The 15,326-nt window shown below is 52.4% G+C and carries 9 protein-coding genes and 1 pseudogene; 9 read left to right on the plus strand and 1 reads right to left on the minus strand.

The window, feature by feature from the left end; translation table 11 throughout:
- Positions 1-155: 155 nt before the first annotated feature.
- A complete protein-coding gene (locus tag K5K95_RS26240) occupies positions 156-1,655 on the minus strand; it encodes a PLP-dependent aminotransferase family protein (protein ID WP_261398074.1) in 1,500 nt (499 codons plus the stop codon).
- 109 nt (positions 1,656-1,764) lie between these two features.
- On the opposite strand from K5K95_RS26240, the gene K5K95_RS26245 reads away from it, so the two are divergent.
- The 9 genes and pseudogenes from K5K95_RS26245 to K5K95_RS26285 all read left to right on the plus strand — a co-directional run.
- Positions 1,765-3,213, plus strand: coding sequence for a gamma-aminobutyraldehyde dehydrogenase (locus K5K95_RS26245; RefSeq protein WP_222586785.1), 1,449 nt, complete (start codon positions 1,765-1,767; stop codon positions 3,211-3,213).
- A 40-nt stretch (positions 3,214-3,253) separates the two neighbouring features.
- Positions 3,254-4,387 (plus strand): phosphotransferase, encoded by a 1,134-nt coding sequence (locus tag K5K95_RS26250; RefSeq protein WP_222586786.1) that lies wholly within the window; start codon positions 3,254-3,256, stop codon positions 4,385-4,387.
- Complete coding sequence (locus tag K5K95_RS26255; RefSeq protein ID WP_222586787.1) at positions 4,384-4,824, plus strand: hypothetical protein; 441 nt, start codon at positions 4,384-4,386, stop codon at positions 4,822-4,824. The genes K5K95_RS26250 and K5K95_RS26255 overlap by 4 nt, the downstream gene beginning before the upstream one ends.
- A gap of 71 nt (positions 4,825-4,895) precedes the next feature.
- Positions 4,896-6,611: a phytoene desaturase family protein gene (locus K5K95_RS26260; protein ID WP_222586788.1), complete on the plus strand. Its 1,716-nt coding sequence runs from the start codon at positions 4,896-4,898 to the stop codon at positions 6,609-6,611.
- A gap of 15 nt (positions 6,612-6,626) precedes the next feature.
- Entirely contained in the window at positions 6,627-8,111 is a 1,485-nt protein-coding gene (locus K5K95_RS26265; protein ID WP_222586789.1) for an NAD-dependent succinate-semialdehyde dehydrogenase, read from the plus strand.
- A 132-nt stretch (positions 8,112-8,243) separates the two neighbouring features.
- Entirely contained in the window at positions 8,244-9,755 is a 1,512-nt protein-coding gene (locus tag K5K95_RS26270; RefSeq protein ID WP_222586790.1) for an APC family permease, read from the plus strand.
- Positions 9,756-9,935: 180 nt separating this feature from the next.
- Positions 9,936-11,294, plus strand: coding sequence for an aspartate aminotransferase family protein (locus tag K5K95_RS26275; RefSeq protein ID WP_222586791.1), 1,359 nt, complete (start codon positions 9,936-9,938; stop codon positions 11,292-11,294).
- A 337-nt stretch (positions 11,295-11,631) separates the two neighbouring features.
- Positions 11,632-14,610 (plus strand): FAD-binding and (Fe-S)-binding domain-containing protein, encoded by a 2,979-nt coding sequence (locus tag K5K95_RS26280; RefSeq protein WP_222586792.1) that lies wholly within the window; start codon positions 11,632-11,634, stop codon positions 14,608-14,610.
- A 546-nt stretch (positions 14,611-15,156) separates the two neighbouring features.
- A pseudogene (locus K5K95_RS26285) lies at positions 15,157-15,285 on the plus strand (sugar diacid recognition domain-containing protein); the annotation flags it as partial.
- Between the last annotated feature and the right edge of the window lie 41 nt (positions 15,286-15,326).

Below are 15,326 nucleotides of genomic sequence, written 5' to 3' on the forward strand. Positions count from 1 at the left end.
TACAGTGATGCCAGCGGTCTACGTGCAGGCACGAAGACTGCATCAAGGCGAGTCACGCTCAGGTGTCCGGACGAAGCATTCGTTGTTGGGCTTAAAGTCCACGCATCCAGTAAGACTGGTGAGTCCCCAGCGTCATGGATCCCCCCGCACCGACGCTAACGCGTGGCTAGGTCGTATCCTTGAGCCATTATTTGAACCGCCGCTTCCACTTGATCTGTCGCGATACCGCCATAGCCTAAAACGTAGCCTGCCATCGGACTCTTGCCTTGGTAATAAAGCGATAAATCCCTGAGGGCAACCCCCTTCGAATCACAGAATGAAGTCATCCGGCTTATGTCCACCGGGTTGTTGAAACGGGTAGTCAGATGCAGTCCTGCATTCCCTCCGGAGATCTGAATGGAGCCTCTGAAGTGACTATCGAGTGATCGCTTGAGCTCGCGCTGGCGCTCTGCGTAGATGCCCCGCATACGCCTGACATGGCTTGCAAAATATCCCTCTGTAATGAAGTCCGACATTGCGGCCTGAAGGCTCAGCTGCCCGGGGCGAAAAAGTTGGTTGAGTCCACTCGAAAACGACTGCGCCAACGATTGAGGGACGACCAGGTAGCTCATGCGCAACCCCGGGTACATTACCTTGCTGAATGTGCCCAAGTAGATCACCCGCTCGTGGTGGTCAAGACCTTGCAGGGACGGCAGTGGGTTTGTGTCATACCGGAACTCGCTGTCGTAATCGTCCTCAATGATCCAGAAGTTATACCGCCGCGCCAGCTCGATCAGAAGCCTACGCCTTTGCAGGCTCATCGCGCCGCCCATTGGGTATTGGTGCGATGGCGTCGTGAACACCAATTTCGGATGATGTGAAGCTTGGGTGTCTGCAAATGGGAAGTCCTGCAGCCTCAAACCGTCTTCATCCAGCCCTAGGGTTTCGACCTGAAGATCCGCGGCGCGCCAAATCAAAGCAGTGCTCCAGTTGCACGGTTCCTCTATCAATGCGACGTCTTTCGCATCTGCCAACATCAGTGCACACAGATCCAGCGATTGATTCGTGCCCATGGTGATGATTACTTGCTCGGGCGTGCATTTAACCGAACGGGAAATTTGCAGGTACTCAGCAAGAGCTTGGCGTAAGGGAGCGTAACCGCCGCCGGTGCCATACCCAGTTAGAGCGGAATGTGGTTTTTTTGTGTAGCGATTCTGCATCCGCTGCCACAGGTGGAATGGGAAGTGAAGAGTGTCCGAAATGCCCGGCACGAAAGCTCCTGATTGCTGATTACCTCCATGGGTACTTCGCACCAGGCGCTTAGCTCGTGTGGAAAGGCCACATTCATCAAGATCCCGCGTTTCCGGGTGTGCAGCGGTTAGCTCTCGATGAATCAGTGGGTGTGTATCCGTCACGAATGTCCCACTGCCTTTAGCGGTGGCTATATAGCCTTCGGCGCTTAGCTTGTCGTAAGCGAGCGTCACCGTGATCCGAGATACCCCTAGCTCCAGCGCCAACTGCCGAGTAGAGGGCAGCCGGTGCCCGGCGCCCAAGGCTCCAGACAAAATGGCCTGCTGGAACGCTTTGTAAATCTGCTTCTGGAGCGAGATTTTTGGGTCAGAACGTAAGCTTGGCAGGATCAGTTCCGAAAGCAGATTGGGGTCAAAAGTGGACATACAACCTATTCCCTATTGGACATACCGGATCTAGCCATTCTGTCATAAATTGGCTCAACACGAAGGCACGAACTGCGTGCCTGATTCGATGTCTCTAAGAGGTTTTATCATGAGCAACCAACCCGTTTTCATCACCGATCTGCTGATCAACGGCCGCGCGGTGCCCGGTCAAGGCAAAGCGGAAACCCTGTTCAACCCCGCGACCGGCAAAGTTCTTGGTGAAGTCAACGAAGCGTCGGAACAACAGGTTGACGAAGCAGTTGCTGCTGCGCGTCAAGCGTTTCCAGCCTGGTCGCAACTTCCCCCAGGCAAGCGGGCCGCGTTGCTCCTGAAGATCGCAGATCGAATCGAGCAGGAAGGTGCTGCTTTCGCAACCATTGAATCCCAGAACGTTGGTAAGCCTTACGAACGCATGCTTGAGGACGAGATTCCAGGTGTCGTGGACAACATCCGTTTCTTCGCCGGCGCAGCCCGAGTTCTGAGTGGCCTTGCGGCTGGGGAATACGTGCCGAACCACACCAGCATCATCCGTAGGGATCCAGTCGGTGTCGTTGGCGCCATTGCACCTTGGAATTTCCCCCTCGCTATGGCCACTTGGAAGATCTTCGCTCCAATCGCCGTCGGGAACACCGTGGTAATGAAGCCTTCTGAGAACACTCCACTCACAGCACTGAAACTTGGTGCTTTGCTGGCAGAAATGCTGCCACCAGGCGTTGTTAACATCGTGGCAGGTCGTGGTGACACCGTAGGCGCCTACCTTGGTAATCATCCAGGCGTAGCTATGATGTCTTTGACCGGCGATGTAACCACCGGCCAGAAGGTACTTCAAGCCGCGGCCAGCAACCTTAAGCGCACTCACTTGGAGTTGGGTGGTAAAGCGCCAGTCATCGTGATGGCTGACGCGGATCTGGATAAAGTAGTCGAGACAGTACGCGCTGCTGGTTTCTACAACGCTGGCCAGGACTGCTGTGCCGCTTGCCGAATCTACGTGCACTCTTCCGTACACGACATCCTGGTAAGCAAGCTGCAAGAAGCCGTGACATCTATTCGCTTGGGTGACACGGATAAGGCAGGAACTGAGCTCGGCCCGCTGGTAAGCCAACGTCAGCGTGACCGTGTTGCCGGTTTTGTCGACCGTGCGCGGCAGCAATCACATATCTCCATCGTAACAGGCGGTAAAGCACCGGCTCGCGATGGCTTCTACTACGAACCTACTTTGGTAGTCGGTGCGCGCCAAGAAGACGAAATCGTTCAGCGGGAAGTTTTCGGGCCAGTCGTCTCGGTTACTCAGTTCGATACCGTGGATCAGGTCTTGGCGTGGGCTAACGACAGTCGTTACGGCTTGGCCTCTTCTGTCTGGACACGTGACGCGAAAACAGCCGCCAAAGTAAGTGCCCGACTTCAATATGGTACTACTTGGGTCAATCAACATTTCACCCTGCTGAGCGAAATGCCTCACGGCGGGATGAAAATGTCCGGTTACGGTAAAGATCAGTCAATTTATTGCTTGGAAGACTACACCGTGATCCGTCACGTCATGATGAACTTCGAAGACTGACCACTAACTTTCTACCCTGCGTCTTAAACGATTGGAGCACTTGGCTATTACAGCTGGTGCTCCCATTCGCCCTGAGATTAGATTTGGCGAGATTATGATGACTCAAAGCAATGTTGCGAAGTCATATAAAAATATGACGACCAGTGTGTCGCCCACCGCACTTGCTGAAATCGACCTACTGGTGAATCAGCATTGGGGTTTACATAGCAACAGTTCGCGTATTAGCTGTGAGCGAGATGAGCTTTTCTTGATCTCCAGTAAACAGGGCGAGCGTTTTATATTGCGGTTATCTAACCCCGCGGATGATCCGACTGTTATTGACTTGCAAGTGTCTGCACTGGAATGGATCGACAGCCATGCACCTGACCTACCGTTACCGGGTGTTGTGCCTTTGACCAATGGTTCATTGGTGATAAGTGTAGAGGCAGGCGAGAACCCGCCAAGAACCGCATGCTTGACGCGATTTTTGGAAGGGCCGGCTCTGGCCCGTACGCCGACCACCACTAGGCAGCTTCACAATGTCGGTGTCAGTTTGGCTAAGCTCGGGCTTGCGCTGAAGGACTTCCATCATCCGGGTGCAATCCGTGAACTTGCATGGAATATTCAACAGGCAGGTAGTTGCCGAGCAATGCTTCCAGACGCCAGCACCACGGTTGATGAGCCGCGCTGGAATCTTGTCCGCCAAGGCCTGGATAATTTTGTCGAGAATGTTTTGGGCAAACTTGAAAAAGTTAGGCATCAGGTCATTCATGCGGACTACAACCCGCACAACATACTGATGAACCCAAACGATACGGATGTCGTATCGGGGATTCTGGATTTTGGTGACATGGTTTATACCGCTTTGGTGAACGATGTTGCTATTGCCGCCAGCTATCAAACAGCTGGGCCAAACCCGCTTAGTAAAGTGGCAGAGCTGGTCGGTGCTTACCACAGCGTCCTGCCATTGGAAGACGAAGAAATCAATCTGCTGTATGACTTAATAATTACACGCCTCTGCGTGGCTGTAGCTATTACAGAATTTCGAGCAAGACGATATCCGGAGAATCGTGAATATATTCTAAAAAATACAGGAGTTGCTTGGGAGGGCTTAGAAAGACTGTCCGCCATCCGCCGTGAGGATGCAACCGCCTGCCTTCGAAACACCTGCCGCCAATCTGAGGGTGCTATATGAAAACTTACACTATGGTCATTTATTTCACCGGTCGTGGCGAGCCGATTGGTCATGCTCAAGGGGTCGTGCGCTCAAGAGCAGATGGGCTTGTCCTTGCGTCCACTGATGAGAGTGCGTTGGACGACGAAGGCACCCTTCAGGTACCAGCGAAGCATGCCCAGTTCGACACTGTTGTGACTGTGATAGGCGACACCAGCTATGAAAGCGGCAAGGTGTATTTTAAAGGCATTGACAGTGAACTAACGGTTGAAACATCCGTTCCAGGCAAGATCATTTCTCAACCAAATGGCTACGTGACCGGTTCGATCACTTGGCGGGTGCTAGGCGGTAGCGGGATTTTTGAAGGCGCATCGGGCACCGTCACCGGCAACTTTGTGGGTAATCCTGACGACACGTTCACAGATCACCAAGTATTCAAGCTGATCCTGCCAAGCTGACAGGAACAAGCGGCCCGCGCTCGGCACTTCCACCAAGGGCACTGGCTCACATTATGGTTCTGATGGGGATCATGAAAATGACACATGAAACGTTCGACGCGGTAATCATTGGAGCAGGACACAATGGCTTGGTTTGCGCTAGCTACCTTGCGCGGGCAGGCTTGAAGACAGTTGTCCTAGAAGCTCGCAACATCATTGGCGGCGCTTGCACTTCTGAAGAGCTGATACCCGGAGCAACCTTCTCCTCGTGCTCGTACATTCAGATGATGCTTCGTTCTGAGGTGGTCGACGATCTCGAACTGAAACGCTTCGGGTTGAATTCGGTTTCCCCTGCGATGCAGGAAATGGCCCTGTGGGATGATGGTGACAACGTCATGCTCTGGCAGGAGATCGACAAGACCCTGCGCTCCGTTGAAAAGCACAATAAGGCTGATGGCGAAGGCTTCATGCGCTTTGCCACTCGCCTAAAGCGCTTCGGCGATCTCACGCACGAAATTCAGCTGAGCGATCCTCCCAGCCAAGCGCAGTTGCGCGAGATCTTCCAAACAGCAGGTGAGATCGAACTCTACGACGAGTTCATGGAAGCTTCGGCAGAAGAGTTGCTTCAGAAGTACATCCAGTCTGACCGGCTGCGTGGCTTCATGATGTTCATGGGGCTTGTGTCCACATGGGGTAGCCCAAACACTCCAGGTACAGCGTACGTATACGGTTATCACGCGCTTGGCGAGTTTGAAGGTTCATTCGGCCGTTACGGGTTGCCGGAAGGTGGTATGGGCATGATCAGTCAGTCCATGGTCAATGGCCTGGTCGCCCATGGTGGTGAAGTTAGACTGTCTGCTGCTATCTCAAAAGTCTTGGTCGAGGACGGAAAGGCTGTCGGTGTAAAGCTAGCAAGTGGGGACACGATAAGCGCCTCGCTAGTTGTTTCCGGCGCCGATCCTACGCGATCCCTGGTTGGCCTTCTGCCAGATGGAGCTCTGCAGCCACACGTCCGCGCGTCGGCTGAAAACATTGACCAGCGCGGCTCTATGGCTCGAATCCACCTTCTTGTAGACGCCCTGCCCGACTACGTCGGGTTCGAACCTGGATCTACTGGCCCCCAACACCAAGGTCTAAATATCCTCGGGCCCTCTCCAGCATTGTACGAGAAGGCATGGCAGGCTCAGCAGAAAGGTGAGTTTCCAGACGACATGGTCGTTGAAGCGTTGATTCCATCAGTGACACATCCAGGATTGGCTACGAAACCTGGTACTCACACGTTGTCTCTCGGTGTTCAGCAACTGCCATTCGACTTGGCGCATGGTGACTGGGACAGCAGAAAGGAAGAATGGGCAGACAAGGTTCTCGAAATTTACTTCCGGTATGCCCCCAATATGCGTAATCACATCCTGGCTCGGCATGTCATCACCCCGTTGGATTTGCACCGCGAGTACAACATCACGGGTGGGAACATCTTTCATCAATCGATGATCGGTTTGAATAACCTGTTCGACCAGCGACCGATTCCCGAAGCGGCTCACTACCGTACACCTGTACCTGGCTATTACCTCTGTGGTTCAGGAAGTCACCCTGGAGGCGGTGTCAGCGGAATGCCAGGCCACAATGCGGCGCAGCGCATTTTGGCCGACCTTGCAGGTAACTCTGACACCGTGGCAGGTCGCAAGATCAAGAAAAATCAAGGCGGCTTCTTGGATGGCTTACTGAAAACCGAAGTGGGACAGAAGCTCGGATATCAAGTGGCCCGCTCCCGGATTTTCCGTAGTTTGACTGAACGCTTGAGCAAGTAAGCGAAGGGTATTCCAATGAAATTCCCAATTTTCCCAAATGACAACGCGGCCCCAATTGAATGCTCATTCTTCGTCGGCGGAACCTGGGGAGTTACTGACCGTTTCTTCCAAGTTTATTCGCCGTCGAAGGGCAAGGTGATAGCGAATGTCGCTGCAGCCGACGCTGATGTGGCACACCAGGCCGTAGAAAAAGCTAGCTCCACTTTTGAAGTCTGGCGCCGTACTACTCCCTATTTGCGAAGTGAATTGCTGAAAGCATGGCATGCTGCAATGCTCGAACACATCGAGGGACTGGCACTCACGATCTCCATGGAGATGGGGAAGCCTATCCAGGAAGCGCGCGGTGAGGTGCGGTACGCGGCTTCGTTCATTGAGCTTTATGCTCGTGAAGTACTACGTACTGCAGGCGATGTAATCCCTAGCCACGCGGGCGACAAGAGATTGGCTAGCTGGCACCAACCGGTAGGCCCAGTCTACGCGATCACTCCTTGGAATTTCCCAGCAGCGATGATCACTCGCAAACTCGCCCCTGCGCTCGGGGCCGGTTGCACCGCAATAGTGAAGCCGGCAGAGCAGTCACCTTTGACTGCACTGTACCTAGCTTGGCTTTGGGAAAAAGTCGGAGGCCCAGCCGGGACATTACAGGTCATTACAACTAATGACCCTGTGGCGGTTTCAAAAGTCATGTTTGATGATGCCCGTATTCGGAAGCTCACATTTACAGGCAGCACTGAGGTCGGCAAAGCACTCTATCGGCAGTCGGCAAACACGCTGAAACGTGTGTCGCTGGAGCTAGGGGGGCATGCACCCTTCATCATCTTTGAAGACGCTGATCTGGATGCTGCCGTCGCGGAAGTCATTTCTTGTAAATTCCGCAATGCGGGGCAGACCTGCGTTTGCACCAACCGAATATACGTTCACCGCTCTATTGCAAATCAGTTTGCCGACAAGCTAGGACATGCAGTATCAGACTTGAAGGTCGGTGATCCGCTCTCAGAGGACACTCGTATCGGGCCTTTGGTGGACGCTCAAGGTCGGGACAAAGCACTAGCGCACATCAAAGATGCTATAGGGAAAGGAGCTTCCGTGGTGGCGGGCGGCAAAGCTCTCGATGGGTTATTCGTGCAGCCTACAGTGCTCATCGGTGTTACCGAAGAAATGCTCATCATGAGCGAAGAAACTTTCGGGCCAGTTGCACCGTTGATCGTCTTTGATTGCGAGTCAGAGGTGGTGCGGAAAGCGAACGCGTCTCCCTATGGATTGGCAGCCTACCTTTGGACGCGTGACCTCACCAGGGCCTACCTAGTAGCTGAAGCGTTGGACTACGGGATGATTGGAATCAACGACGGCGCACCATCTACCGCACAGGCCCCGTTCGGCGGTGTGAAGGACAGCGGGCTTGGTCGAGAGGGCGGCCCGTGGGGCTTGCAGGAATATATGGACGTTAAGTTTGTATCCACAAAACTCACTCGAACAGAACTTTTTAATGAGGAGCCCTAGCACCTAAAGACATTCAGGGTAAGTATTGCCTTATAAAAAAGAAATACTAGAGATAAGGCACTTTTTAAGTGCCTTACAGAAAAAATTAGTTCTGCCTCGATTTACAATAAAATCACACACGAGGTTTCACCCATGTCGATCAATATTAGCAACAAAGCGGATCGGGGCTCGATGCTCCATTCGATAGACGAAAAATCGGCGAACGCCTCTGCGCAAGGTCTACAGCGCAACAGCGTCGGCATTATGGGAATAGTATTCTTTGTTATCGCTGCAGCCGCGCCTCTAACCGTGGTGGTTGCCTTGTTTCCGGTCATTATTGGCTCTGGGAACGGCATCGGCATTGCCGGGGCATTTTTGACCGTAGCCCTAATATTGCTGCTCTTCTCTTTCGGCTACGTCGCCATGAGTCGTCATATTACTAATGCTGGTGCTTTCTATGCTTATATCACTAAAGGGCTAGGTCGCCCTGTTGGTTTGGGTGCCGCCTCATTGGCGATTTTCTCATACAACGCCATTCAATTAGGATTGTATGGTGGCATTGGCTATTACTTGAATGAACTACTAAGTAAAAGTGCAGGAATACATTTACCATGGTGGATATATTCCTTTGCATCAATGGCTGCATGTCTATGGTTGGGGCTGCGCAGACTGCATGCTGGCGCTGTAGTTCTCGCGATATTGCTGACATTGGAGACCGCGGTAATTCTCGTCCTCGACATTGGGATATTGATGAGCAACAACACACCTGCTGTCAGTACGTTCTCGTTCGAACCGTTCAGCTTGAATGCAACGTTTTCTGGAGCAATTGGCGTTGCTATGATGTTTGCTCACGCATCTTTTATAGGATTTGAGGGGACTGCCATTTACGGCGAGGAAGCTCGTAATCCCAAAAGAACAGTACCAATCGCGACTTACGTGGCCGTTATTTTCATGGGTGTATTTTACTCCGTCACAGCGTGGCTTTTGATCAACGCAATGGGTGTAGAACATGCCGTAGAAATTGGGAAGCAGCAATCGGGCGAACTGATTTTTTATGTAAGCAATCAAGTACTTGGAGGATATGCATCACAGGTTTTCCAAGTGTTGGTTATCACAAGTTTGTTCGCAGCCATTGTCACCTTCCACAACAACGTGGCTCGCTATTTGTTTGCACTTGGGCGTCAGGGACTGATTTCTAAAGCACTTGCACTGACTCATCCGGTGCAGCGCTCTCCGCACATTGCGTGTTACGTGCAAACGGTGATGGTCGCTGTAGTTGTCGCGTTCTTTGCGATAATGCAATTGAGCCCATACGAGACTTTGTTCACCTGGTTTACAGGAGTTGGCGCTGCGGGGATCATCATGACCCAAACATTAGCAAGTATCGCAATTTTCGTATTTTTCCGCCGAAACAAAGTTGATAACCGTCCCTGGCATACGTTCGTTGCGCCTCTGCTTAGTGTCGCCGGGCTGTTGCCTTTGCTCTACGTAGCACTTACTAGCTTTGATGTGCTTCTCGGGGTTCAAGGGGTCTTGGATTACATCTTCAAGGCGATGATGCTTGGGTCTTTTGCCATTGGAGTAATTGGGGCTTGGTATCTCAAAGTCTTTGAGCCGAAGAAATATAAGCATTTAGAGTCTTCACTGGGCGATCAAATGGCGTGAGTAAGCACATCTGCAGCCAGGACTACCGGCTTATGATTAGTCAAAGTCTAATTTAATAATCCGAAAGCCGCATTACTTACGGTAGCGGGCTTGGAGATCTAGGAGATATCCAAGAACGCATCCCTCTTCCGAACGTGCTCAGCACTTCGAAGCTGAAATTTTTAGATCAACAAAAGAGATATGATCATGAGCAATATTCCGAAAGGCTACCGTGGCGACATGGCCAACGGCATGGATCCAAGCGCAGTACAACACTTGGACGCTGTCACTCAGAAGCACATCGAGCGGCGCAAGGATTTGCTGGGCCCAGCTTACCGACTGTTCTACTCTGACCCTGTAGAAATTGCGCGCGGTCAAGGTGCTTATCTTTACGACAGCCAAGGTAACGAATATCTCGATGCTTACAACAACGTGGTATCTGTAGGGCATAGCCACCCTCGTGTAGTACAGGCAATAACTCAGCAAGTTCAGACTCTGTGCACCCACACCCGATATCTTCAAAAACCTTTGCTTAACTACGCTGAGCAACTGCTGAACACCCATCACGGCCGTATTGGTAGCGAAGGCCGTACTATGTTCACTTGTACGGGTTCAGAAGCAAACGATCTTGCAATGCGTATTGCTCGCTACCATACCGGCAAGACTGGCGTGATTGTCACAGCTGAGGCATATCACGGTAACTCGGCGGTTACTGCCGGGTTCTCGCCATCCTTGGGCCGCAAGTCGAAGCTTGATCCATTCGTCAGGGTCGTACCCGCGCCGGACTCTTATCGAATCCCTCGTGAGGGAATGGGCGAGTGGATGGCGGCAAATGTGAAACGTCAAATCGAGGACATGGAGCGTCATGGCGGTGGGCTAGCTGCGTTCATCGCTGATTCCCTATTCTCGTCAGACGGTTTGTACAGTGAACCTACAGACCTGCTTGCTCCGGTCGCAGAGGTAGTTCGGGCAGCGGGTGGACTGTTCATTGCGGACGAAGTCCAATCCGGTTTTGGTCGAAGCGGTACCCACATGTGGGGTTACCAGCGCCATGGGGTCGATCCGGACATTGTCACCATGGGTAAACCGATGGGCAATGGTTATCCTGTAGCAGGCGTGGTTGTCAGAGAGGATGTTGTCTCCGCATTTGGTCGTGACATGCGCTACTTCAATACCTTTGGCGGCAATAGCGTTGCCATTGCTGCAGCGCAGGCAACCTTAGATGTTATCCAAGAGGAAAAACTCATGGAGAACTCCCATAGAATGGGCCAGTTCATCCTGGAAGGACTGCGTGATATCGGCACCCGCTACGAGGCAATCGGCGATGTTCGCGGTGCGGGCTTGTACTTCGGCGTTGAGCTGGTGAAGGATCGGGGTGGAAAGCAACCGGATATGGATCTAGCCCTGGCTGCTGTCAACCGACTCAGACAGCATCGCGTTCTTATTTCCGCGACCGGAGCTGATGCCAACATCCTCAAAATCAGACCGCCTTTGATCTTCCAAGAGAAAGATGCGACCCGTCTGTTGGAAACCGTAGAGGCAGTATTCGCTAGTTTCTGAGTTGCAAGGCGGGACTATGGCCTTGCTAGGTAAATAGTCCCGCCGTCACTTGACCTACGGCAACACAAACCGGTTGGGTGACCTGCATCTTTATACTCTCATTCCAAGCGCTACCTTTCACTTAAAGTTCATAAAACTATCGTCGATTCCGAGACTCGAACTTCTCGTGAGAGAATTCAACATGCAAGCGATTATATTTTTACGATAGCTGGCGCATTATTTCTAACTCTTGATCCAGGCATAGTGATTGCATTGGGTGGATAGCGAAATATTGACGTCGGGCTCTTATCCATAAAGCGCCGTATATGCCAATTTACCCTGATTGTAGGTTCTGAAGATGCTAAACAATGCCTCTCTGACTAAAGACGAAGAAACTACTCCAGTTTCCCGTTCGATATCGCCCGCTACCGCTCGCCCCGACCTCAATATTTTGCTAGGACTAAGAGGTGGCCTGGAAAAGAGCTCAACTTGCGAAGTTAGGTTTGATTCGGCGACTCGCGCCGTTTATGCATCCGAAGCCTCAAACTATCGCCAATTACCCATTGCAGTTGTCATTCCCAAGACGTTGGATGATTTGGTTTTAGCGGTAAAATTCTGCAAAGAAGCCAATTTGCCCATCTTGCCAAGAGGCGCTGGTACATCAATGTGTGGGCAGTCGGTGAACGCGGCTGTAATCATTGACGCGTCTAAATACCTAAACCGTATCGTGCATATGGATCAGTCAAGGCGAACAGCTGTAGTCGAACCTGGGGTTATTTGCGATCAGTTGAAAGGAGCAGCGGTCGGGTTAGGCCTTACTTTCGGCCCTGATCCGGCGACACATAGCCGCTGTACCCTTGGTGGAATGATTGGGAACAACTCTTGCGGCGCACACTCGGTAATGGCCGGCAAGACGGTTGAAAACATCGAGCGTCTGGAAATCCTCACCTATGACGGCGCGCGATTTTGGGTTGGGCCAACAGACGAAGCGGCCTATGCGGAGCACATGCGAGCAGGTGGACGAAGAGCCGAGATTGTCAAATCCCTGAAATCACTGGTTGACGAAAACGAAGAGGCAATCCGGGCTGGGTTTCCCAAATTGAAGCGCCGGGTATCTGGCTATAACCTCGACCAGTTGCTGCCCGAAAACGGTTTCAATATTGCACGCGCCCTGGTTGGGGTCGAGGGCACCTGCGTCACCATCCTGCAAGCAGAGACGACACTCGTTAAAAATCCGACCCATCGCGTGCTCGTCGTGCTGGGATTCACCGACATCGTATTCGCTGCCGATTCCGTCCCCCAACTTCTCCCCCTAAGCCCTATCGCAATGGAGGGCCTGGACGAAGGGATCGTGGGGGGATTACGACTGAGGGGAATGAAGCTCCACGACATCGCAGAGCTCCCTGAGGGTCAGGCTTGGTTAATGGTGGAGTTTGGGGCTGACTCCACGGACGCCGCGATAAGTGCTGCTCAGAAGTTGATGGCTATCCAGGCCAATCTACCCGGGTCGCCTTCTGCACGACTAATTACGGATAGCGGATTGATGAACCGCATCTGGACTATCCGAGAAACAGGTGCATCCGCCACATCATTGGGTCTAGACCCTAACGAGCCTGATCCGGTGGTGGGCTGGGAGGACGCAGCAGTCGAACCCGTCCAATTGGGGGCGTACCTGCGAGAGTTTTCTGCGCTGGTCTCCCGTTACGGATACAAAACTAATCTCTACGGCCATTTTGGTGATGGCTGTATCCACTCTCGAATAACGTTCGACTTGAAGTCGGACAAAGGTATCGCTGACTGGCGCGCCTTTTTGGATGAAGCCGCTCACCTTGTAGTGAAATTTGGAGGCTCGCTCTCGGGAGAACATGGTGATGGTCAGGCCAAAGGCGAGTATCTCCACATCATGTATTCGCCAGTCATCATGGAAGCTTTCCGGAAATTCAAAGGTATTTGGGATCCGCTGAACAAGATGAACCCTGGGAAACTGATCGATGCTATGAGCGTCGACAGCAATCTTCGGCAGGGCCCAGACTATCAGCGCCGGGAAATCCCAAGCCTATTTACTTACAACGAAAAGCTGGGAGAAAAAGGCTTTGCCCGAGAGACTGAACGCTGCATCGGTATGGGAAAATGCCGTTCGCTCGAGGGTGGGACTATGTGTCCCAGCTTCCGAGCCACCCGTGATGAGCGCTACTCGACCAGGGGGCGGGCACGCTTGTTTTTTGAAATGCTCAAGGGCGAAGTGATTCAAGACGGCTGGGACAGCAGAGAGGTGAAGGACTCGCTCGAACTGTGCCTTGGCTGCAAAGGATGCAAGACCGATTGCCCCACAAACGTGAACATTGCTCGTTACAAGTCTGAATTCTTGTATCGGCATTACGCCAAACGAAGCCGCCCGTTGATGGACGCAGTGATCGGTCGGATCGGGCAATGGCTGCCCCTCGCCACATACATTGCTGCGCCATTGAACTATGCGATGAAAAACCGTCTCTTCCGAATGATTGGGGGCATGGCTGGTTTGGCTCCCGATGTGAAGTTTCCTGTGATCGCCTCTCAGAGCTTTTTGTCCAGCACCACTGCGAAGCGGTTGCTGGGTCGTAAGGGCAAGCAAGGTCAAAGAAAAGAGGTTCTGCTCTGGGTTGATAGCTTCAACAATGGTTTCACACCGAAGGTGCTGGAGGCCGGAGTGGAAGTGTTGGAAAAGTTGGGGTTCACCGTTCTGCTCATGGAAAAACACGTCTGCTGCGGCCGCCCCTACTACGACGTGGGAATGCTCGACCAAGCGAAGTTGAATCTTGAGGCGATCTTGACTCAGCTTGCGCCTGCTCTCAGCGATGAGCTTCCGATTGTAGTACTAGAGCCAAGCTGTTTATCGGTATTCAGAGATGAAATGCCAGATCTCTTTCCGACTGACTTGCGAGCTAAACAGCTTTCAAAGTCTATCCAAACGATCAGCGAGTTTTTGGTCAGAGAAAAGGTCGAGCTTCCTGAGTCCGCTCAGAGCCTACGTGTTCATGGCCACTGCCACCAAAAGGCATGCGGAGGTATGGGTGCAGAGGAAGATCTATTGAAACTTCTGGGCGGCGATGGGAAGGTTATGGCCACAGGATGCTGTGGAGTTGCAGGAGCGTACGGATACCACAAAAAAACTGCGCCAGTAGCTAAATCCATTGGGCTTAATGAATTCAAACCTCACTTGGACGCAATTCCTGAGGATGCTCAGGTGGTGGCCGACGGCTTTAGCTGTAGAGGTCAAATACGCAACGTCAGCGGCCTTGAACCCGAGCACGTTGCTGAAGTTCTTGCGAAGCTCCTTCGGCATGAACCGATGCGCTGAGTAACGGCAGTCACATAATCTAGCGGCCCTCACATTTTGTTGGCTTGGTTAGCAATCTTTTCGTGGTTGAGGTTTTGTCGAAAGCGACGCGCGTGAGTACATTCGACAGTCTTAAGTGGGGCTATCCGGTGGTAGCCCTTCCTTCGCAAATAGATGGATTTGGTTTGGCATGGTACCTATCACCGAGGAATCGATGATGCCAGGAACGTTGCATCCACAGTTAAGGAGATGCTCGGCTGATTAGGTGAGCCGGGCCCATTGGCCCAAAGAAGCGACCTATCCATTTACGTCCCTCCTGCTTAGCTATGGGCATGCAATGACTCGCACACAATGAGTTGAACACAACCTCCCCCTCCCACCTCCCACGAAGTCTCTGTCCTCACGCAGAGAATCATTGCGCCCTGTAATAAATTGTCTCAGCTCAGGCTGGAGCATTTGGGGAGAGAGGAGCCCACGTGGCCTTCAAATCAAATCCGTTTGGCGCGATGACAAAAGGGATATTTGATGTATTTTGGGGACAAACGCCACTTGAGCAAAGCACCCCAAATGTTCGAACTCGATCACCAATTAGCCCAGGACATTGTTGATCGCGCAATGACGATACTGCCCTATAACGTCAACGTCATGGATAGCCAGGGCTTAATTCTAGGCAGTGGAGAGAGCAACCGCATCAACTACCCATTGCTCGTGAACGTAGCCAAACGCTGATCGGCTTG

The organism is Pseudomonas sp. DR48, from assembly GCF_019823085.1.
GTDB lineage: Bacteria > Pseudomonadota > Gammaproteobacteria > Pseudomonadales > Pseudomonadaceae > Aquipseudomonas.

What these genes read in the sequence shown, in the direction of transcription:
- K5K95_RS26240 (WP_261398074.1), bottom strand. Translation starts at nt 1,655, where the DNA reads ATGTCCACTTTTGACCCCAATCTGCTTTCGGAACTGATCCTGCCAAGC.
- K5K95_RS26245 (WP_222586785.1), top strand. Translation starts at nt 1,765, where the DNA reads ATGAGCAACCAACCCGTTTTCATCACCGATCTGCTGATCAACGGCCGC.
- K5K95_RS26255 (WP_222586787.1), top strand. Translation starts at nt 4,384, where the DNA reads ATGAAAACTTACACTATGGTCATTTATTTCACCGGTCGTGGCGAGCCG.
- K5K95_RS26260 (WP_222586788.1), top strand. Translation starts at nt 4,896, where the DNA reads ATGAAAATGACACATGAAACGTTCGACGCGGTAATCATTGGAGCAGGA.
- K5K95_RS26265 (WP_222586789.1), top strand. Translation starts at nt 6,627, where the DNA reads ATGAAATTCCCAATTTTCCCAAATGACAACGCGGCCCCAATTGAATGC.
- K5K95_RS26270 (WP_222586790.1), top strand. Translation starts at nt 8,244, where the DNA reads ATGTCGATCAATATTAGCAACAAAGCGGATCGGGGCTCGATGCTCCAT.
- K5K95_RS26275 (WP_222586791.1), top strand. Translation starts at nt 9,936, where the DNA reads ATGATCATGAGCAATATTCCGAAAGGCTACCGTGGCGACATGGCCAAC.
- K5K95_RS26280 (WP_222586792.1), top strand. Translation starts at nt 11,632, where the DNA reads ATGCTAAACAATGCCTCTCTGACTAAAGACGAAGAAACTACTCCAGTT.